Consider the following 21,126-nt stretch of genomic DNA (forward strand, 5'->3'; position numbering starts at 1 on the left):
TGTGGTTATTTAATATGAGAAAAAGCGGAATATTACTGCCGGTGAGCAGCCTGCCGTCCCGCTACGGGATCGGCTGCTTTTCCAAAGAAGCATATAAATTTATTGACAGATTAAAAGAAGCCGGTCAGGCCTACTGGCAGATTCTGCCATTAGGACCCACTAGCTATGGAGATTCTCCGTACCAGTCTTTTTCCACTTTTGCGGGTAATCCCTACTTTATTGATCCCGAGGATCTGGTGGCGAGAGGCTATGTGACCGCAGAGCAGTGCAATACCTATGACTTCGGCACGGATATCCATTCCGTGGATTACGGCAAAATCTATAAGAGCCGTTTCCGCCTGTTGAAGGAAGCGTTTGATAACAGTCATATTGAAGAAGATGCGAGATTTCAGGAGTTTGTACAGAAGAATGCGTACTGGCTGGAGGATTATGCACTTTATATGGCCATCAAGGATGGCTTCCGCGGCATCTGCTGGGCTGCCTGGGAAGAGGATATCAAGCTAAGAACCCCGGCTGCCATGGACAAATATCGCAGAAAATATGCGAAAGAGATTATGTTTTACCAGTTCCAGCAGTATCTGTTCCAGGTACAGTGGGAGAAACTAAAGACCTATGCCAACGATAACGGCATCAAGATTATTGGGGATATTCCCATTTATGTGGCATTTGACAGCTCAGATGCCTGGGCGAATCCGGAGCTGTTCCAGTTCGATGAGAATTGTGAGCCGGTAGCAGTGGCGGGATGCCCTCCCGATGCGTTTTCCGCCACCGGACAGCTGTGGGGCAATCCTCTGTATAACTGGGAACATCACAAGGAGACCGGTTATGCCTGGTGGATGCAGCGGCTGGCAGCCTGCTTTGAACGCTATGATGTGGTACGTATCGATCATTTTCGTGGATTCGATGCTTATTATGCGATTCCCTATGGGGAACCCACTGCGGAGCACGGCCACTGGGAACATGGCCCGGGATATGATATTTTCCGTTCCATGAAGGAAAAATTGGGAGAAAAAGAAGTTATTGCAGAAGATCTTGGCTTTTTAACACCATCTGTGATAGAATTAGTGAAGAAATCCGGTTATCCAGGTATGAAAATTTTGCAGTTTGCATTTGATTCCCGTGAGGAAAGTGATTATCTGCCGCATAATTATACACATAATTGCGTGGTATATACGGGAACTCATGATAATGATACTGTGATGGGGTGGTATGACACCTTGAAGGGAGCTGACAAAAAGCTCTGTGACGACTATCTGCGTCTGAAAAATGCGGACGGAGAGCCGATTCCCAGAGAGCAGCTTCCCTGGGAATTTGTGCGTGCCGCAATGTCCAGCGTAGCGGATCTGGCGATCATTCCCATGCAGGATTATCTTGGACTGGGATCGGAGGCCCGCATCAACATTCCTTCCACACTGGGCATCAACTGGAAGTGGAGAATGGGGAACGGAGATTTTACAAAGGAGCTTGCAGGACGGATCCGCAGTATGACGAAGCTGTACGGCAGATAGGTCTGTAGGCTTGGAAAGGTTTGCGCTCCATGGAGGAAATCACGATCAAAGACATCGCAAGAATCTGCGGTGTCGGTGTCAGCACGGTATCCCGTGCCATAAATAACCACCCGGACATCAATCCTGAGACCAAGAAAATGATCATGCGGGTGATCAAAGAGAATAACTACGTACCCAACAACAGTGCCAGAAACCTGAAACGTCAGGATGCCAAGGCAATTGCAGTACTGGTCAAAGGTATTAACAACTCTTTCTTCAGCCAGATGATCAAGGTATTGGAAGAAGAGATCAAGGAAAAATCTTACGCCATGGTATTGCAGCATGTAGACTATGACGAGGACGAAGTGGAAGTGGCACTGAAGCTGGTCAAGGAAAAAAGACTTCGCGGCATTATCTTCCTCGGCGGTTATCTGGTGCACAGTGAGGAAAAGCTGGCACAGCTTCATGTGCCGTTTATCTTAAGTACCACGGGAATGCTACCCAAGGGCTTCAGCCGCAACACCTATTCCTCCGTAGCGGTGGATGATACCAAGGAAAGCTACAAGATGGTGGACTATCTGTGCAAGAACGGACATAAGGATATTGCAATCCTCTGTGCCCGCAAAACGGATGCTTCCATCGGTAAGCTGCGTCTGGAGGGCTATAAAAAGGCGTTGAAGGATAACGGAATAGAAGTAAGAGAAGAACTGATCCTGCCTATGAGGAGTGATTTGGAAGATTACTCCCTGGAGAATGGCTATATGGTGACGAAGGAATTCCTGGAGAAGCAGATTCCGTGCACGGCGATCTTCGCAATCTCCGATATGCTGGCGATCGGTGCCGGGAAAGCCTTGTCTGATGCCGGATACAAGGTGCCGGAGGATATTTCTCTGGCAGGCTTTGATGGTGTGGAAATCGGGAAATATGTTATCCCGTCATTGACGACTTTAAAGCAGCCAATAGACAGCATGGCGAGAGAGACGGCCCGGATCCTGTTCGACATCATTGGGAAAAAGGCGAAGCACCAGCACTGCGTGTTCGACGGAGAACTGGTGGTGCGGGATTCCACTATGCCGAGGACTTAGACTATGCAGATACATGGTTTTAACAAGACAACTTTATTAGATTATCCGGAACATATTGCAGCCACTGTTTTTACAGGGGGCTGCAATTTTCGCTGTCCGTTTTGTCACAACGGGGAACTGGTGCTGGATCCCGGCTGCCAGCCGCTCATTCCGGAGGAAGAAGTACTCTCTTACCTGAAAAAAAGGCAGGGGATTCTCCAGGGCGTCTGCGTCACCGGAGGAGAGCCGACCCTGCAGCGGGACCTTCGGGCGTTCCTGCAAAAGATCAAGGAGCTGGAGTATCCCATTAAGCTGGATACCAACGGGTATATGCCGGGGGTATTGTGGGAATTGTTGCAGGAGCACCTGATTGATTATGTGGCGATGGATATTAAGGCTTCCAGGGATAATTATGCCCGGGCGGCGGGACTGCCGCATATAGATATCTCCCGCATCGAGGAGAGTATCGGCATCCTGAAAAGCAGTGGCATCCCCTATGAATTCCGCACTACCGTGGTAAAGGGAATTCATACCGTGGCGGAATTTGAGAAAATCGGTAAATGGATTGCGGGATGCCCTGCGTATTATCTTCAGAATTACGAAGAGAATGAAAACTGCCTGTACCGGATGATACAGACAGCGGAATGTGACGATGTGAAACCGGGCGGAGTAGATCTGTTCGGCGCATTTTCCAGAGAGGAACTGGAACAGATGGAGGAACTGGCCCGGAAATATGTGGGGAAAGTTATCCTGCGGGGCGTGGAATAGACGCTGTGCCTCCCAGCTACATAAGCTGTTGTATTTTTACAAACTCATCAAAGCGAGGTAAGGCCAGCGTGACTTTCCCGTATTCTTTGGAAATAATGACACCTTTTCTCTTTAAACGCTCACGATAGACAGAGAAAAGTTCAGATTTCATATCTAATCGCTCACGGAGAGCTTTTACCTGAGTCTCTCCGCTGAGAGACATTTCAGTTACGATTTTTTTATCCAGATCGGATAATTCCGACCATATTTTACTGTATACATATTCATCCAGATATTGGTCATATTCCGGCAAAATCTGTTCCAAAGTCTTTTTATCGCGATTTTCCCAGTAGAGATAACCAAGTACCTGAAAGGCAAAAGGATAGCCTTTGGTCAGTGAAGCCAGTTCTCCGGCAGCATCTATATCCAGAGAAAAGATATCCATATATTGTTTGCGGATAGCGGTATAATTGAGTGGCTCCAGGATTAATTTGGGTGCACGGTATAAAAAGGTCAGTACTTTATCATTTTGAAGATTATAAATATTTTCATATAATCCCGTCATCAGTAAAAAGATGGGATAGTCGTTTCGTAAAAAAATCTGAAAGGAGCTTGCAAAGATTCGGATATATTCGGAATTCGTCACTTCATCAACGCTGATCAGCAACCTTTTTTCACTTTTCTGGATATATTTCAACATGAGTTCCAGAGCGTTTTCGATATCCGTGACCGGAGCAGCGTTTTCAATGGATACTCCCAGACCAAAAGCAGAAAAGTCAAGTTTTGCATTAATGAACAGCGTGTGTAATTCGGGAATGCTGTAGATTTTTGCAGCAAGACTTTGCAGTAAATCTCTGGTAGGATTCAGTTCCACAACGATCCAGTCTTCTCTTTTTCGTAATTCCGAAGCAATATTTGTCATCATTACAGTCTTGCCAGAGCCACGGACACCGGTGATCATGTAGATCTGATTGGATGGAATCTCGGCACAAAAGCTTTCCAGAATTTGGTTTGTTTCCGTGAGACGGGAGATATATTGCAACGGTTTTTTTCCAAAAGATAACGTAAACGGATTGGTACTCATAATGAAAACCTCCTTTTCTTATATTAGTTTATATAACTTTTAAAATCTTATATAACTTTATATAAGTGTATATAACTTTGTAATTATTATATAAGTTTATATAACTTTTGGCAAGAGATATTGCGGCTATGGGAAATGAATGCAGAAGGAAAATGTAAACGCTTACTCTTCCTAAATAGACATTTCATGAGAAAATGTGCATATTTTATAAAAAATAAATGTTGCACAAAAATATTAGCTAAAAATTACTCAAAAAATATATGAATAACTTCCAAAAATATTCAAAATACACAAAAATGGTTTACTAATGTGAAGCGATAGTGCTAATATATAGTACATAGTGTTGTAAGAGCTTACAAATATAATCGTTTATAACACATGCTAAGTGGAGGTATGGGAATGTTAGGCAGGAGAGGAAGAAAAGAGAGAAAACGACTGATGGCATTGCTTCTTGCGGGAGCCATGGTGCTGTCGGGAATGGGAATCAGCCCCATCTCTGTACAGGCAGAGGAAACGGAACCTGTGGTAGAACAGGTAAGTGAGACGGTTTCTGACGGAAATGCGGAAACAGCCAGAGAAGTGTTGGGAGAGGAAAAAGGTATTGCGGCAGCTTCGACAACACAGGATGCGAATGCAGCAATGGCTGCTGTGCAGAGTGGAACGGAAAAAGACCTGTATGAATTGGATCTGAGCAAGGGTCTGACAGCAGGAACAACGTATGATGGCGGAATTTCTGTACTTGAAACTATGAGTTTTAAATCTGGTTCAGCTAGTTTAGATGGGGTAAAGTATACAGGATGTGTACAGGGAGATAATTCGCCTAACCCGAACAAAGGAAAAATTCCTACCAGTGGTGCTGCAGTAAAACTGGAGGCGGAAAAAGATGGCAGAATCAAAGTTGTATTTAAAGCAAAAGGCAAAGATATTTATTTTTTGCAGGATGTAGATGGCAAGCCCCAAGGGATTGAGACCTTTAAGGCGGGAGCAGACCTGATTGCCAAAACTTATGAGGTGGAAAAAGGGGGCACTTATTATTTATATGCAAGTGGTAGTAAGATTATGATCTATGCTCTGACCGTAGATTACAGATCTTCCGTAAGCTGGGATGACATAGCAGCTCCCGTTCTGGGAACACCTTTTGTCAAGGACGGAACCATCACCGTTCCGTACACTGCACAGATCGGTGGAATCTATGCAAAATCTTTGGAAGTGACGATGTATGATGCTGATGGTAATGCGGTGGAGACAAAATCCGTTACTGCACAGGGAACCTCTGGAAATGCAGAGTTCCAGCCTGCAGCGTCCGGCACTTACAGCTTTGAAGCAAAACTGATAGGAGAAGGCGAGAATACAAAAGCAAGTAATAAGACAACAGCAATAGAATTTGTATTACCTATGGCAACGCCGAAGGGCTTAAATGCTGAGAATAAGGGACACGGCAATGTGAAACTGACCTGGCAGGCAGTTGCCGAAGCAGAAAGCTACAAGGTATCTGTGGACGGCACGGTTGTTGAAGAAGGAGTGACTGCATTGGCTCAGACGATCGAAGGATTGACGGTAGGTCAGGAATATACATTTCAGGTAGCTGCAGTCAGAGGAGAAAATGTATCCACTCCGGCGGAAGTAAAACTGACAATCACTGAAGATGCAGTGAAAACCTGGAATTTTGCAGCATTTGGTCAGGGCGTTGACAACAAAACAGCGAATAACGGTTATAGTGGAAGCCTGGATACAGGTGATTTGAAGATCTGGGAGAAGAACAGCAAAGGAAAGCTGGTAGCAGCTTCAACGGATGGTCTGGCATTCTACTACACCACGATTGATCCGGCAACAGAGAACTTTACGTTATCTGCAGATATTACGGTGGACGAATGGACATACACCAACGGACAGGAAGGCTTTGGCCTTATGGCAGCTGACCGTGTGGGTGAGAATGGAGATTCCGGTATTTTCTGGAACAATTCCTATATGCTGAGTGCTACAAAGGTGGAATATCTCTGGGATGCCACAGAAGGCAAGGTATCTGATGCCGGAGACAAATACACCATGAAACTTGGTATCGGTTCCCAGGAAAAAATAGGTGTAACACCGGAAAATATGAACGACAGTCCTACAGATCAGGGCTTCCGGTCTACCATGACTACTCTGGAGACCAGTGCTGCAAACAGCGGAAACGGCGCGGGAACTTATAACATAGTAGGCAAATATACCAATTCTGCAGAAGCTGTGAAGGATATTACGGATCTGAACGTGCAGACCACTTTCCACATGATTTTGCAGAGAAACAATACCGGTTATTTCCTGAGCTATACCAATGTGGAAACCGGTGAGACCGTAACCAATAAATACTATCACGGCAAAGACGGAGACGAACTGACCAGATTGGATGCAGAGAACATCTATGTAGGTTTCTTCGCTTCCAGAACTGCAACCATCAGCGTTGCCAATGCAGTGCTGACAACAATCGATCCGGCCAAAGATGCTCCGGCAGAATCCAGACCGGTCACTTATGTAACACCGAATTATACGATTGATTCTGCTTCTGTAGCCAACAGTGCGGATTACGAACTGGTATATTACGGCAATGCGGACGGAACATTGAAAATTACCAACAGTGACAATGAAACCGTATTGTCAGATGCGGGTGTAAAGGCAAATACCAAGGTATATACCCATACGACACTGAAAAGCGGAAGCAACGTTTTCCATGTAGAGTTTACCCCGAATGCGGATTACAGACCTTCAGAGTATTCTCTGTTGAGTAGCTATGATACAGTAACATTTGACTTTACAGTAAATTATAATGTAAAGGGTAGAACGGTTATTTATGCTGCTCCTGAGGGAAGAAGTACGGGAAGCGGTACCAACAGTGATCCTGTGGATATTTATACCGCAGTGAAGAGCGTGGCTCCGGGCCAGATGATCGTGTTGAAGGGCGGTACTTATGCACTGGATAAGACGGTGACGATAGACAGAGGTGTCAGTGGAACTACAGATGCCAGAATCTATATGATTGCCGATCCGGACAGCACTTCTCGTCCGGTACTGAATTTCCAGAGAAAATGTGCAGGTATGATCCTGGCAGGTGATTACTGGTATTTCCAGGGATTTGATGTAACAGGTTCTGCTAATTCCCTCAAGGGTATTCAGGTATCCGGCAGTCACAATACACTGGATGATATTATGGCATATAGAAATGGCAATACTGGTATTCAGATCAGCCGTTACAAGAGCACAGACGGAAGAAGCGACTGGCCTTCCTATAACCTGATCCTGAACTGTACTTCATATCTGAACGCAGATGCGGGATATGAGGATGCAGACGGATTTGCAGCTAAGCTGACGATTGGTGAGGGTAATGTATTTGATGGATGTATTGCAGCATACAATGCCGATGACGGTTGGGATCTGTTCGCCAAGATAGAGACCGGAGCTATCGGTCAGGTGGTCATTCAGAACTGCGTGGCATTCAAGAACGGTTATGTACTGGATGAGAACGGACAGGAAGTAGATGCCGGTAACGGTAACGGTTTTAAGATGGGTGGTTCCAGCATCAGCGGACATCATATTTTGCGCAACAGTGTATCATTCGGCAATAAGGCAAAGGGTATTGATTCCAACAGCTGTCCGGATATTGAGGCATATTCTTCTACCAGTTATAACAATGAGTCCTTTAACGTGGCATTCTATACAAATGACGCAAAGAATACTGCATTTATGGCAAAAGGAATCCTGTCCTTTAAGGATAGCAGCAATGCAGCAGGGCAGACGGTTGCAGAACAGTTCAAACCGAAAGGAACTCAGGAGACCAGTGCCTACGAAAATGCAATGAACTATTATTGGAGAGGCGAAAACTCTACCAACAGTGAAGGAATAGCAGCTACAGCAGAATGGTTCCAGAACATGGATATGAACAGTGCAATCCACGGAGGCATTCGCAGAAATACGGACGGTACCATCAATATGAACGGTTTCCTGGCAGTGACTTCCGCAGTACCGGAAGGTGTTGGAGCCAGAATGACCGGAACCCCTTCTGCTGTATTTACGGTAGCGGCAGATGTGGTGAACAACGATGATGACGATGATGATGACAACAGCGGTTCCTCTGCAGCACCTGCAGTAGACTGGACGGATGTAAGCAACTCTGTACAGGATAAGGTGGCAGAGATGATGAAAAATCCTGCTATTGCAAGTGTCAACATGAACTTTGTATGCAGCGGTGAAGTCAAGGTGCCTCAGAATGTACTGAATACCATTAAAGGTACGAAGCTGACGGTGGCATTCCACAGCGGAAACGGTGTGGCACTGAGCATCAGTGGACAGGATCTGAAGAATAAAGATCTGTCAAAGATTCAGAATATTGATCTGACAGTAGACCAGACGAGCAACACAATCCCGGCAAATGTGGTATCCGCAAAGTCCGGAACCGTGAACAGACAGCTGGGTATCAGAGATACCGGCAGCTTCGGAGTGAATGTCAACATTCATGTAAATGTAGGCAAGGACAATTCCGGCAAGAGTGCAAACCTGTATCGCTATAATACAGAGAAGGGACGCCTGGAGTATTGCGGATCCTTTACCGTAACTTCCACCGGACAGTCCATGTTCGCATTGAAGCGCGGCGGCAATTATCTGGTAACTGTTACTGACCGCAGACCTTCCGAGAGCATCTGGTATACAGAGGGCGGTTATACGGTAAAGAGTGGTGATACGCTTTCCAGGATCGCTAAGAAAAATCACATGACTCTGGCACAGTTGCTTCGCAGAAATGTACAGATTACAAACCAGAATGTGATCAGAGTTGGTCAGAAACTGAATCTGGACTGATCGTAAAAACTGTAAGAGATAGAGAAAAAGGACAAGACGGGAAACTGAAAAACGAGAAAACGGATGGCTTGGGAGGACCATCCGTTTTTTGTGTATACGATGAGTCAGCCTACTCGATTGGAAATATTTTATTGCACCTGATTGGGGCTCTTCTTTCCACTTTCGAAATCCAGAGCATTCTGCAAGGTAGTCTCTGCAATGGCTTCCAGTGCTTCTTTTGTGAAAAATCCCTGATGGGATGTGATCATGACATTGGGGAAGGACAAAAGCCTTGCAGTGGTAGAATGCTCCAGAATCTCATCGGAACGATCCTCGAAGACGTTTTTCGTCTCTTCTTCATAGACATCCAGACCGACCCCGGCGAACTTGTGCAGGCGGATGCCCTCGATAAGATCCTCGGTCTTGACCAGAGCACCCCGGGAAGTGTTTACCAGAATGACGCCATCCTTCATTTTCTTGATGGTGTCAAGCTGGATCAGGTGGTAGGTGGAATCCATCAGCGGGCAGTGAAGGGAGATCAGATCACTTTGCGCCAGTAATTCGTCTAAGGTCACATAGGTGACGAAATCTTTCAGATCCGGGTTCTCGTAGACATCGTAGGCGATGACTTTCATGCCGAAACCGTTACAGATCCGGCACATAGCTGCACCGATCCGGCCGGTTCCGATGATTCCGGCAATCTTACCATAGAAATTGAAGCCCATGAGTCCGGCGAGGCTGAAATCATTTTCCCGGACCTTGTTATAGGCTTTGTATAAGCGGCGGTTGCAGGCCAGAGCCAGAGCCATGGCATGCTCTGCGACAGCTTCCGGAGAATAACCGGGGACACGCATGACACATATGTCATATGCAGCTGCCTTTTCCAGATCCACGTTGTTGTATCCTGCGCAACGCAGCAGGACCAGGCGGACACCTTTTTCGTGGAGAATTTTTAATGTGGCTTCGCTCACATTGGAGCTGACGAAAGCACAGACGGCATCGAAGCCGTCAGCCAGAGCAGCAGTACGGGGATCCAGATCCGACCGGATGTAATCAATCTGGATGCCGGGAAATTTTTTCAGAGTTGCCTCGAAAGATTCTTTATCATAGCTTTTGGTATCATAAAATAATATTTTCATAACAGTCCTCCTCGGGTTGATTTTTATAGTATGTGTATTGTTATTTTTAATCATACTTAGATTTGGCTTTACTATAGCTCAAAATATGGGAATTGTCTATCATATTTAAAAAGTGAAATCGAGAAAAATTATAAAAATGATGCAGATATGATGCAATCGGCAGATATACTGGCATCAGGAGGCGAGGATTATGAAAAAAATATTTTTTGCAGCAGTATTTGCAGGAGCACTGTTAGGTTTTACATCTTGCGGAAACCGGGAGATGGTGACGGATCCGGAGATGGAGACAGTTATAGACAGCATCAAGGAGACACAGAGCGGTCAGACGACGGAAGAGACGACGGCCGGGACTGAGGAGACTTCGGAAGTGCCCACACAGACGGAACCGACAGAAGGCCAGAGTGAAATACAGGGAAGTGAATGGGTGCAGTTTACCACAGAGGATCACGAGGGTAGCAGTGATCCCGAAGACAAGACCAGAAGTTATACCTATTACTATCCAACAGTTACAGTGACGATTCCGGGCAATGAGACGGTGCAGATGAAGATTCAGAAAGAGCTGGATGAATATGTAGACAGTTTTGTAGAAGGAATCGAGAACGGGGAGTTTGGTACACTTTATGAGGATATGCCGGTGTATGAGCAGAGCTATGAGGATCTTACTTTCCGTGTGATCCGCGCGGATGATAAGGTGATCAGCCTGTCGTGGGGGCTGGAAGGGTATGATCAGGGGGCTCATGGATGGTATACCTTGTACTATATGAACTATTATACGCAGACCGGAGAGAGAATTACTTTTGACAGTCTGGGGAGCGGATTCCGCGACAAAGCACTGGAACTGGTGACAGCAAAGGCAGCGGAAATGCAGGCAAAGGAGGACTGCTTCTTTAACGATTACGAGAAGAGTATCAAACTGGTGGTGTTGGATGGTACGGAAGATTTGAATGCTATCTATCAGGAAATTTATGGGCCAGACATTGCAGGTACGGATAATGGCCCCGCAGACCCTACATTCTACATTACAGAGGATGGCTTTGTATTTGAATCCGGCCAGTATGTATTACAGTCCTATGCAGTTGGAATTGTTGACTTTGAGATTCCGGCAGCAGACTTCGGGGATGATCTCACAGCAGATATTTTTTAATGGAGTACAGGATGCTGGCGGGTATATTTGCAAAATATGGGCCTTTACATGGGCGGGCACCGTGTATATAATAAGAACATCGGGAATGAGGTTCTCCCGGAAGCACAGGCTTCGAACCGCCGGAATTTGAACATACGAATTCGATTTGGCTGATGACTTCTGCAGAATATGCAGGGGACACCAGCCTTTTTTGTTGAAATTCAAAATGTCCTGCTGCGAGAAAACGGAGGAATTTTTATGCTTACATCACTGGGACTGATCTTTTTACTGGGATTACTCATGGCGGCGGTCTGCCAGAGGATTCACCTGCCCCGTATTATCGGGATGCTGCTTACGGGTATTATTCTGGGGCCTTATGTGTTGGATCTGCTGGATGTGTCAATCCTGAATATCTCATCAGAACTGCGGAAGATCGCGCTGATCATCATTTTATTGAAGGCCGGATTATCATTGGATCTGAAGGATCTGAAAAAAGTGGGCCGCTCCGCAGTCATGCTGGCTTGTGTTCCTGCCACTTGCGAACTGTTGGCTTTTGTGATATTTGCGCCCATGATCCTTAACATCAGCCGCGTGGATGCGGCAGTTATGGGAGCAGTTCTGGCAGCAGTGTCACCGGCAGTGGTGGTGCCACGGATGGTGCATCTCATGGAGAACAGCTATGGTACGGAGAAAAGCATTCCGCAGATGATTCTGGCTGGGGCTTCCTGTGATGACATCTATGTCATAGTATTGTTTTCCACTTTTGTTGGAATGGCACAGGGTGGACAGGTCAATGCCCTGGATTTTGTGAATATCCCGGTATCGATCCTGACGGGTGTGTTGTTCGGTGCATTGGTGGGTTGGCTACTGGGGCAGCTTTTTGAACTGTTGTACCGAAAGGGCAGTTATGTGCGCAACAGCATGAAAGTTATTATCATCATGGGTTTGTCCTTCTTATTAATGGCTTTGGAAACGCTGTTAAAGGGAACCGTGGCCTTTTCCGGACTGTTGGCAGTAGTGAGCATGGCCTGCGCATTGAAAATGCGGGCACCGAAAGAAGTGACCGGCAGATTGTCTGAGAAGTTCGGCAAGCTGTGGCTGGCAGCGGAGGTAGTGCTGTTCGTGCTGGTGGGCGCGGCAGTGGATATCCGCTATACTATGGAAGCTGGACTGGCAGCCATAGGAATGATCCTGTTGGCATTGATATTCCGCTCCATTGGTGTGACACTGTGCCTGTTAGGAACGAATCTGAATAAGAAGGAGCGTCTGTTCTGCATGATCGCTTATTTACCGAAGGCTACGGTGCAGGCCGCCATCGGTTCCACGCCCCTGGCCATGGGATTGCCCTGCGGCAAGATCGTTCTGTCCGTGGCTGTGCTGGCCATCCTTATCACAGCCCCGCTGGGAGCACTGGGAATGGATGCCACATACCGGAAGCTGCTTCAGAAAAATGGAGAAAATAATATCATTTGACAGCCATCCGGCACGTGATCGAGTCCCGGAAGGAAGCCGCAAAAACGTCCACAACATCTACACCATAAGAACCGCAGGCACGCTCTCGCTCTGGCGCAGAACGTAGCGGTACATAATTGACCCCAATACGGTCAATAAGTACCGACGTCTGCTTACGGCCTGCTTGTCCTTATGGTGTAGATGTTGTAGCGCAAACTACGAATATCCAATGCAAAACCCCGGCAGCTACAACAACTGCCGGGGTTTTAAGGAGGATAGAAATCGTTTTAAACTATGTTTATTAGAACTGTTAACCCATGGTAATGACTACATCGTATGCTTCCTTGCCCTTTTCGTAAGGAATGATGTGTCCGTCTACTGCCTTGCCGTCCACGGTCATGGATACGACACCCTTTTCCACGTTCTGAGGGTTCTTTACCTGAATGTGATAGGTGCCCTCACGGAACTTACGGGTGATGGAGAAATCACCGAAGCCCTTGGGAATACAAGGATCTACGGACAATCCCTGATGAGTGGGATATACACCCAGTATGTATTGGGAGATATTTACGAAAGTCCATGCAGCAGTACCGGTCAGCCAGCTGTTCTTTGCCTCGCCGTGGAATTTTGCATCCTTACCGGCTACCATCTGGGAATATACATAAGGCTCGGTACGATGGATCTCACTGATATCCTCAATGTATGCGGGACAGGTCTTGCGGTAGATCTCGAAAGCTCTGTCACCTCTGCCCAGAACGGTCTCTGCGATGGATACCCAGGGATTGTTGTGGCAGAAGATACCGGCATTCTCCTTATATCCGGGGGGATAAGAGGATACTTCACCAAGTTCGAGGTGATACTCCGTGTATGCAGGTTGTAAGATCATGACACCATACTTGGTATCCAGTCTCTCTTTTACAGAATTCAATGCCTTTTCGGCAAGTCCTTCCTTCACACCGACACCGGCCAGTACGCAGAAGCCTTGAGGCTCGATGTAGATCTGACCTTCGCGGCATTCCCTGGAACCTACTTTGTGGCTGTAAGCATCGTAAGCACGTACGAACCAATCGCCGTCCCAACCATCCTTCAGGATCGCATCGTACATTGCCTGTACTTCCTTACGTGCGCGGGCTGCTTCGGTATCGTCACCCATCAGCTCGCACAGCTGAGCATATTCTTCGCCGTATTTTACGAACATACCGGCAATGAATACGGATTCTGCAACGGGTCCTTCACTGGGACCGAAGGTCTGAAAAGATTCTCCGGGATGAGCGGAGAAGCAGTTCAGGTTCAGACAGTCATTCCAGTCAGCACGGCCGATCAGAGGCAGATTGTGAGGGCCTTTGTGGTTGATGATATAGTCTAAGGAGCGTTTTAAGTGATCCATCAGAGGAGCAGCTACGCTCATATCGTTGTCAAAAGGAACCATCTGGGTCAGGATGGAGGTATCGCCGGTCTCTCTTACATAAGCACTGGTACCTGCAATGAGCCACAGAGGATCATCATTGAAGCCACTGCCGATATCGGAGTTGCCTTTCTTGGTCAGAGGCTGGTACTGATGGTAAGCACTGCCGTCCTGGAACTGGGTGGAAGCGATATCAATGATACGCTCTCTTGCACGGTCCGGAATCAGATGTACGAAACCGAGCAGATCCTGACAGGAATCACGGAAACCCATACCACGGCCGATTCCGGATTCGTAATAGGAAGCGGAACGGGACATGTTGAAAGTAACCATACACTGATACTGGTTCCAGGTGTTGACCATACGGTTGACTTTCTCGTCAGCGGAATCTACCGTGTAGCGTGCCAGCAGCTGTTTCCAGTAAGCCTGTAATGCTGCAAAAGCCTCATCTACCTGTGCATCGGTCTGGTATTTTGCCAGCATTTCTTTGGCACGGGTCTTGTTGATCACACCGTAGGATTCCCATTTCTCGTCTTCGGGGTTCTCGATGTAGCCCAGAACGAAGATAAAGGTCTTGGTCTCACCGGCTGCCAGATCCACGTTGATCTGATGGGAAGCGATGGGAGACCAGCCGCTTGCCATGGAATTCGTGCACTTGCCGTTCTCTACAGCTTCGGGAGAATCAGCCCCCCTGTAAGCACCCAGGAAAGCATCTCTGCTGGTATCGAAACCATCAATCTTCGTATTTACGGAATAGATCGCATAATGATTACGACGCTCACGGTACTCGGTCTTGTGATAAATGGTGGAATCCTGTACCTCGACCTCACCGGTGCTTAAGTTACGCTGGAAGTTCTTCATATCATCGTCAGCGTTCCACAGACACCACTCTACATAAGAGAATACGGACAGCTTCTTGTCCTCGGAGCTACCGTTGGTCAGGGTCAGCTGGGAGATCTCACAATTATCGTTCAGAGGAACGAAGGAGAGCACGGAAGCCTTGACACCGTTCTTGGAAGAGGTGAATCGGCTGTAACCGATACCGTGACGGCACTCGTAAGAATCCAGCTCGGTCTTCGTGGGCTGCCAGCCAGGGTTCCATACGGTGTCCCCGTCCTTAATGTACAGATATTTACCGTTGATGTCGGCCGGTACGTTATTATAACGATAACGGGTCAGACGCAGCAGCTTTGCATCTTTATAGAAAGTATATCCGCCGCAGGTGTTGGATATCAGACTGAAAAACTCATTGCAGCCCAGGTAGTTGATCCAGGGAAGCGGAGTCTTGGGAGTGGTGATGACATATTCCTGATGCACATCATCAAAATGACCATACTTCATAAGAAAATCTCCTTCTTTCATGTTGTTGTATGTTGAGTGTTTGTTTTTTCGCTGCGGAGTGCTTAATGTTAAGTAAACGATTAAGTTCTCCGGATTTCTGATTTGTATTATACAGAAGCAAATGGAAAAATGCAATACGAATCTTGAAAAAGCCCGTAAAATGCGCAATGTATACAAAAACAGTGGGGAAACATGGGCAGAAGATACAAAATGAAAGAACCTTCGAAACACCGGTTTTACGAAACAAAATAATAGCAAACGTTATCGCACACTTTGCCTTTATATAGAAGAAACACAATCTATGTACAAGCCAAATGTACAAAACAGCCTATCTGAAATTGTTAATTATAGACAAAGTGAATACTTTTTTGAAAAAAACTGCAAAAAAGTATTGCAAAATGCTCAAAGGTGTTATATATTAAAACTACGAAAACGATTAAGTTACAAAACAGGTCGGACGGAATGACGAAGACATGGAACAGGAGAAAGATATGGCATCACTGAAAGACATTTCCAAGATTTGTGGAGTCTCCGTTGCAACTGTCAGCAAGGCATTGAACGACCACAAGGACATTGGAGAAGAAACAAAAGCAAATATCAGACGGGTAGCAAAGGAGATGGGTTATTCCCCGAACCTTTCCGCAAGAGCTTTGAAGACGAACCGGACCTACGGCATCGGAGTTCTCTTTGCAGACGAGGCCAGAAGCGGTCTTACTCATGATTACTTTTCCAGTGTACTGGACAGTTTCAAGAGGACGGCAGAGAAAAGCGGTTACGACATTACATTCATTAATAGCTGCAAGAACCGGCCGGATCGGATGTCCTACCTGGAACACAGCAGGTACAGAGGCTTCGACGGAGTGGTGCTCGCCTGTATTGATTTCGGGGATCCCGAAGTCATCGAATTAGTACAGAGTTCCATCCCGGTGGTCACCATCGACTATCTGTTTAATAATCGTATCGCAATCATGTCGGACAATGTGACAGGCATGAAGGAGCTGTTAGAGTACATCTACAGCAGAGGCCATCGGAAGATCGCTTATATCCACGGAGCGATGTCGGCAGTTACCTCGGGACGATTATCCAGCTTCTACCGGACGGCAGAACGCCTGGGACTGGAAATCCCGGATGAGTACATTCGGGAAGCAGCCTACAGAGATACGACGACCACCTACCGGGTCACCAACGAACTGCTGGATCTGCCGGATCCGCCGACATGCATCATCTATCCGGATGACTTTGCTTCTTTCGGAGGCATCAACGCTATCAGACAGAGAGGATTACAGATCCCTGAAGATATCTCGGTAGCAGGCTATGATGGCATACAGGCAGCAAGGCAGTTGGAGCCCAGACTGACCACAGTCCAACAGGACACAGAACAGATCGGATGCCTGGCAGCCAGAGAACTGATCAGTCTCATTGAGAGACCCAAGACCACCATCATAGAACAGGTCATCGTACCCGGGAAAGTTGCTGAAGGCAAGTCGGTGGCCAGAATTCCGACAGACAATTAATCAGGCATTTATATGGAAGCGACGCAACCGCCGACATATGAATATAAATGCAACAAACACTTACAACAAACATTCAACAAAAAATGGGAGGAAACAAACATGAAGAAAAAAGTACTTAGTGCTTTACTTACAACTGCTATGCTTGCCAGCATGCTGGTAGGTTGTGGCAGCAGCAATGAAGCTCCTGCAGCATCCACCGATGCGGCACCCGCAGCTTCCACCGAAGCTAAGACCGAGGCGCCTGCATCCACCGAGGCAGCAGAGCCTGCAGCAGCAGAAGAAGGCAAAGTCTTCAACATCTACTGCTGGAACGAGGAGTTCAAAAGCCGTCTGACAGATCATTATCCCGGATATGAAGAAGTAGACGGAACCACCGGTAAGATCGGTGACATCACTGTAAAGTGGAACATCACTCCTTCTGATGACAACGCTTATCAGAACAATCTGGATGAAACACTGTTAAAGCAGGCTGATGCAGCAGCTGATGACAAGATCGACCTGTTCCTGATTGAGGCTGACTACGCATTGAAATATGTTGATACCGACTACACAATGCCTGTTAAGGATCTGGGCATCACCGATGCAGATCTGGCTAACCAGTATCAGTACACCAAGGATGTTGTTACCGACTCCAACGGCAATCTGAAGGGTGTTTCATGGCAGGGCTGCCCCGGCGTTCTGATCTACAACCGTGAAGCTGCTAAGGCTGTTCTGGGAACCGATGATCCTGCAGAGGTTCAGAAGTCTGTATCTGATTGGGATACCTTTACCGCAACCGCTGAGAAGATGAAAGCAGGCGGTTACAACATGGTATCTTCCGTAAACGATACTTATCGTGTATACTCCAACAACGTATCCGGTAAATGGGTACAGGATGGCAAGATCGTAATCGATGACAACCTGATGAAGTGGGTTGATGACTCCAAGAAGATGGTTGACGCTAAGGAAACCGGTACCTTCGACCTGTGGTCTGATGACTGGAGCAAAGGCTTCTATCCCGATGGCAAAGTATTCTGCTACTTTGGACCCGCTTGGTTGATCAACTTCTCCATGGCAGCTGATACCGATGGATCTATCGCAAACCAGGGTGGCTGGGGCGCTACTGAAGGACCTCAGGGCTTCTTCTGGGGCGGTACTTGGATCTGCGGCGCTACCGGAACTGACAACGCTTCTCTGGTTAAGGATATCATCCTTAAGATGACCGCTGATGAAGACATCATGAAAGAGATCGTTGTAGCTGATGATGATTTCGTAAACAACAAACCCGCTATGGAAGCTATGGCAGCAGATACCTCTTATCAGAGCAAGGTACTGGGCGGACAGAACCCTCTGGCTATGTTCTGCGCAGGCGCTGAGAAGATCGATCTGAGCAACCTGTCTGCATATGATCAGGGATGTAACGAAGAGTTCCAGCATGCTATGAAGAACTACTTCGATGGCAAGGCTTCTCTGGATGATGCACTGGATCTGTTCTACAAGGGTGTTGAAGAGAAGTATCCTGAGCTTACTCACTAATCTGAAACGATAAGCGAATAGCGAAACAATAAGGAATTGAGAACCGTGCCTGCCTGGCTGGTCAGGTAGGCACGGTTTTTCTCTCAAAATTCCCGGTTGGCAGAAGCTTTTTTCGGAAGAAGATAATTAAGAACAAAAAGAAGAGAGCTGCTGCGAGCCTTATCGGAAAAAAGATGGCACGAAAAAACGTAAAGTCGCTAAGAGAGTATGACGGCAAAAGGGAGGAATCATTATGGCAAAGGTAAAACGCGGAAAGGTGGTACGCTATAATAAGTGGGGTTATATTTTCCTGATCCCCTTTGTGGCAGTGTATGTATTATTCCAGTTGATCCCGTTGTTCCGGACATTTTATTACAGCTTTTTTGAGAATTACCGTTCCGGACTGACACAGATCGGACCGAATTTCATCGGATTTGGTAACTATGCAAAGATGTTGTCCAATCCGGACCTGTGGATGTACACCAAGAATACATTGATCATGTGGGTACTGGGATTTGTACCGCAGATCATCATATCTCTGCTTCTGGGTGCATGGTTCTCGGATCCCAGCCTTAGATTAAAGGGACAGAGATTCTTCAAGACAGTTATCTATCTGCCGAACCTGATCATGGCTTCCGCATTTGCAATGTTGTTCTTCACGCTGTTCTCTGATGGTGGTCCTATCAATGAAATGCTGATGCAGATTGGAGTCTTAAAAGAGCCATATCAGTTCCTTACAAACGTATGGAGTACCAGAGGTCTGGTAGCATTGATGAACTTCCTGATGTGGTTTGGTAATACAACGATCCTCCTGATGGCAGGTATGATGGGTATCGATACTTCCCTCTTCGAGGCAGCCGAGGTAGACGGAGCAACCTCTACCCAGGTATTCTTCAAGATCACATTACCTTTGTTGAAGCCGATTCTGATCTACGTAATGATCACATCCCTGATCGGTGGTCTGCAGATGTTCGATGTACCTCAGATTCTGACCAACGGTAAGGGCGATCCTATGAGATCCAGCATGACCCTGATCATGTACCTGAACAACCATTTGTACAGTAAGAACTACGGAATGAGTGGTGCGTTGTCTGTAATGTTGTTCATTATCACAGGTATCCTGAGCTTGATCGTATTTAAGTTCTCGAACGGCAAACAGGATAAGTAGGAGGTGGCAGAAATGTTGAGCGTAGAAACAAACGAGACAAAAAAAGGTCTGGGCATTCATGCCAGAAGAGCACTTGCATATATCGTACTGGTTATTATGAGTTTTCTCTGCCTGTTCTGGTTCTATATACTGTTTGTAAATGCAACCAGATCCAAAGGTGAGCTGACACAGGGATTTACCCTGCTGCCCAGCACACATCTGATCCAGAACTGGAAGGGCGTCATGGCAGGAACCCTGCCGGTAGTCAGAGGCATGATCAACAGTTTGATCGTAGCAACCTGCAGTGCAGTGTTGTGTACCTACTTCTCTACCATGACCGCATATGCGATCCATGTATATGATTTTAAGTTAAAGAAGTTCATGTTTACCTTTATCCTGGCAATCATGACCATTCCTACCCAGGTTACCGCACTCGGATTTATCCAGTTGGTAGCTGATATGAAGCTGGAGGATAACTTTATCCCCCTGATCATCCCGGCAATCGCAGCACCTGCTACTTTCTTCTATATGAAGCAGTACATGGAAAGTGCATTGCCCCTGTCTCTGGTAGAGGCAGCCAGAATCGATGGTTCCGGTGAGTTCCGTACATTTAATTCCATCGTATTGCCGCTGATGAAGCCGGCAATCGCAGTGCAGGCGATCTTCACTTTCGTAGCGAACTGGAATAACTACTTCACACCGGCACTGGTTCTGCATGATGACAAGATGAAGACATTACCTATCCTGATCGCTCAGCTGCGTTCCGCAGACTTCCTGAAGTTTGATATGGGTCAGGTGTATGTAACGATTGCATTCTCTATCTTCCCTGTTATCATCGTATACCTGTTCCTTTCCAAGTACATTGTCCAGGGCGTGGCAATGGGAAGCGTCAAGGGTTAATATTTCGCTAGCAACATTCAATACATAAATCTCTCCTGAAAAGCGGCACTCTTCCCCGGAGTGGCGCTTTTCGCTTGCAAAAAAACGGGGAAACGGGTATAAAATAAAGAGAAGGGTGAATGCGTATTTTGAGGAAGAAAGAGGTAATTGCCATGCAGATGTATGAGGTGACAGCACTGGCACCGGAAGGACCGGAGGAAGTCTATCAGGCGATGGTGTTTGCAGAAGATGAAGATGATGCCTTGAACCAGCTGGAGGAACAGCTGAAGGAGCAGGGTATTGCCCATGGAATGTGTATGGCGGAAGAAGTGTAGTGTAAAGTGTGAAAAGAACTTCTAATCACTCAGAGCAAAGGCTCTTTCGCGAAGAAGTTCTATGTTTCACACGCAAAGTTTGCGCCAATGCGCAAACTTTGCAGGTTAT

14 protein-coding genes and 1 riboswitch are annotated in these 21,126 nt (G+C 46.8%); of the genes, 11 read left to right on the forward strand and 3 right to left on the reverse strand.

The window, feature by feature from the left end; translation table 11 throughout:
• The first annotated feature begins 14 nt into the window (after positions 1–14).
• The 3 genes from malQ to DWZ61_RS14680 are packed head-to-tail and all read left to right on the forward strand — an operon-like array spanning position 15 to position 3,319.
• Positions 15–1,508 (forward strand): 4-alpha-glucanotransferase, encoded by a 1,494-nt coding sequence (gene malQ, locus DWZ61_RS14670; RefSeq protein WP_117466387.1) that lies wholly within the window; start codon positions 15–17, stop codon positions 1,506–1,508.
• 29 nt (positions 1,509–1,537) lie between these two features.
• Entirely contained in the window at positions 1,538–2,572 is a 1,035-nt protein-coding gene (locus tag DWZ61_RS14675; protein ID WP_118539385.1) for a LacI family DNA-binding transcriptional regulator, read from the forward strand.
• A gap of 3 nt (positions 2,573–2,575) precedes the next feature.
• Complete coding sequence (locus DWZ61_RS14680; RefSeq protein WP_118539387.1) at positions 2,576–3,319, forward strand: anaerobic ribonucleoside-triphosphate reductase activating protein; 744 nt, start codon at positions 2,576–2,578, stop codon at positions 3,317–3,319.
• 16 nt (positions 3,320–3,335) lie between these two features.
• Here the strand turns inward: DWZ61_RS14680 and DWZ61_RS14685 are convergent, their stop codons facing one another.
• A complete protein-coding gene (locus DWZ61_RS14685; RefSeq protein ID WP_118539389.1) occupies positions 3,336–4,382 on the reverse strand; it encodes an ATP-binding protein in 1,047 nt (348 codons plus the stop codon).
• 399 nt (positions 4,383–4,781) lie between these two features.
• Between DWZ61_RS14685 and DWZ61_RS14690 the strand changes: the two genes are divergently transcribed.
• On the forward strand, positions 4,782–9,209 hold the full coding sequence (locus DWZ61_RS14690) for a LysM peptidoglycan-binding domain-containing protein (protein ID WP_182427113.1): 4,428 nt from the start codon (positions 4,782–4,784) through the stop codon (positions 9,207–9,209).
• Positions 9,210–9,337: 128 nt separating this feature from the next.
• Here DWZ61_RS14690 and DWZ61_RS14695 read toward each other — a convergent pair whose 3' ends face one another.
• Positions 9,338–10,327: a 2-hydroxyacid dehydrogenase gene (locus DWZ61_RS14695; protein ID WP_118504952.1), complete on the reverse strand. Its 990-nt coding sequence runs from the start codon at positions 10,325–10,327 to the stop codon at positions 9,338–9,340.
• Between the two features lie 190 nt (positions 10,328–10,517).
• Here DWZ61_RS14695 and DWZ61_RS14700 point away from each other — a divergent pair, with 190 nt between their 5' ends.
• Positions 10,518–11,471 carry a DUF3298 domain-containing protein gene (locus DWZ61_RS14700; RefSeq protein ID WP_118539393.1) on the forward strand — a complete coding sequence of 318 codons (954 nt, stop codon included), beginning with the start codon at positions 10,518–10,520 and terminating at the stop codon, positions 11,469–11,471.
• A gap of 72 nt (positions 11,472–11,543) precedes the next feature.
• Positions 11,544–11,640: riboswitch (Fluoride riboswitch) on the forward strand.
• A 68-nt stretch (positions 11,641–11,708) separates the two neighbouring features.
• Complete coding sequence (locus DWZ61_RS14705; protein WP_118539394.1) at positions 11,709–12,923, forward strand: cation:proton antiporter; 1,215 nt, start codon at positions 11,709–11,711, stop codon at positions 12,921–12,923.
• A 289-nt stretch (positions 12,924–13,212) separates the two neighbouring features.
• Here the strand turns inward: DWZ61_RS14705 and DWZ61_RS14710 are convergent, their stop codons facing one another.
• The gene (locus DWZ61_RS14710; protein WP_118539396.1) at positions 13,213–15,648 is read right to left on the reverse strand and encodes a glycosyl transferase; all 2,436 of its coding nucleotides are present in this window, start codon (positions 15,646–15,648) and stop codon (positions 13,213–13,215) included.
• 491 nt (positions 15,649–16,139) lie between these two features.
• Here DWZ61_RS14710 and DWZ61_RS14715 point away from each other — a divergent pair, with 491 nt between their 5' ends.
• From DWZ61_RS14715 to DWZ61_RS14735, 5 genes are all read left to right on the forward strand, one after another.
• Complete coding sequence (locus tag DWZ61_RS14715; RefSeq protein WP_117466398.1) at positions 16,140–17,162, forward strand: LacI family DNA-binding transcriptional regulator; 1,023 nt, start codon at positions 16,140–16,142, stop codon at positions 17,160–17,162.
• A 99-nt stretch (positions 17,163–17,261) separates the two neighbouring features.
• Positions 17,262–18,677 (forward strand): carbohydrate ABC transporter substrate-binding protein, encoded by a 1,416-nt coding sequence (locus tag DWZ61_RS14720; protein ID WP_117466379.1) that lies wholly within the window; start codon positions 17,262–17,264, stop codon positions 18,675–18,677.
• 232 nt (positions 18,678–18,909) lie between these two features.
• Positions 18,910–19,824 (forward strand): sugar ABC transporter permease, encoded by a 915-nt coding sequence (locus DWZ61_RS14725; RefSeq protein ID WP_022312876.1) that lies wholly within the window; start codon positions 18,910–18,912, stop codon positions 19,822–19,824.
• 12 nt (positions 19,825–19,836) lie between these two features.
• The gene (locus DWZ61_RS14730; protein ID WP_117569095.1) at positions 19,837–20,703 is read left to right on the forward strand and encodes a carbohydrate ABC transporter permease; all 867 of its coding nucleotides are present in this window, start codon (positions 19,837–19,839) and stop codon (positions 20,701–20,703) included.
• Between the two features lie 119 nt (positions 20,704–20,822).
• Positions 20,823–21,017: a hypothetical protein gene (locus DWZ61_RS14735; RefSeq protein ID WP_118504960.1), complete on the forward strand. Its 195-nt coding sequence runs from the start codon at positions 20,823–20,825 to the stop codon at positions 21,015–21,017.
• Positions 21,018–21,126 lie beyond the last annotated feature (109 nt).

The organism is Clostridium sp. AF34-10BH (assembly GCF_003478095.1).
Classification (GTDB): Bacteria; Bacillota; Clostridia; order Lachnospirales; family Lachnospiraceae; genus Acetatifactor; species Acetatifactor acetigignens.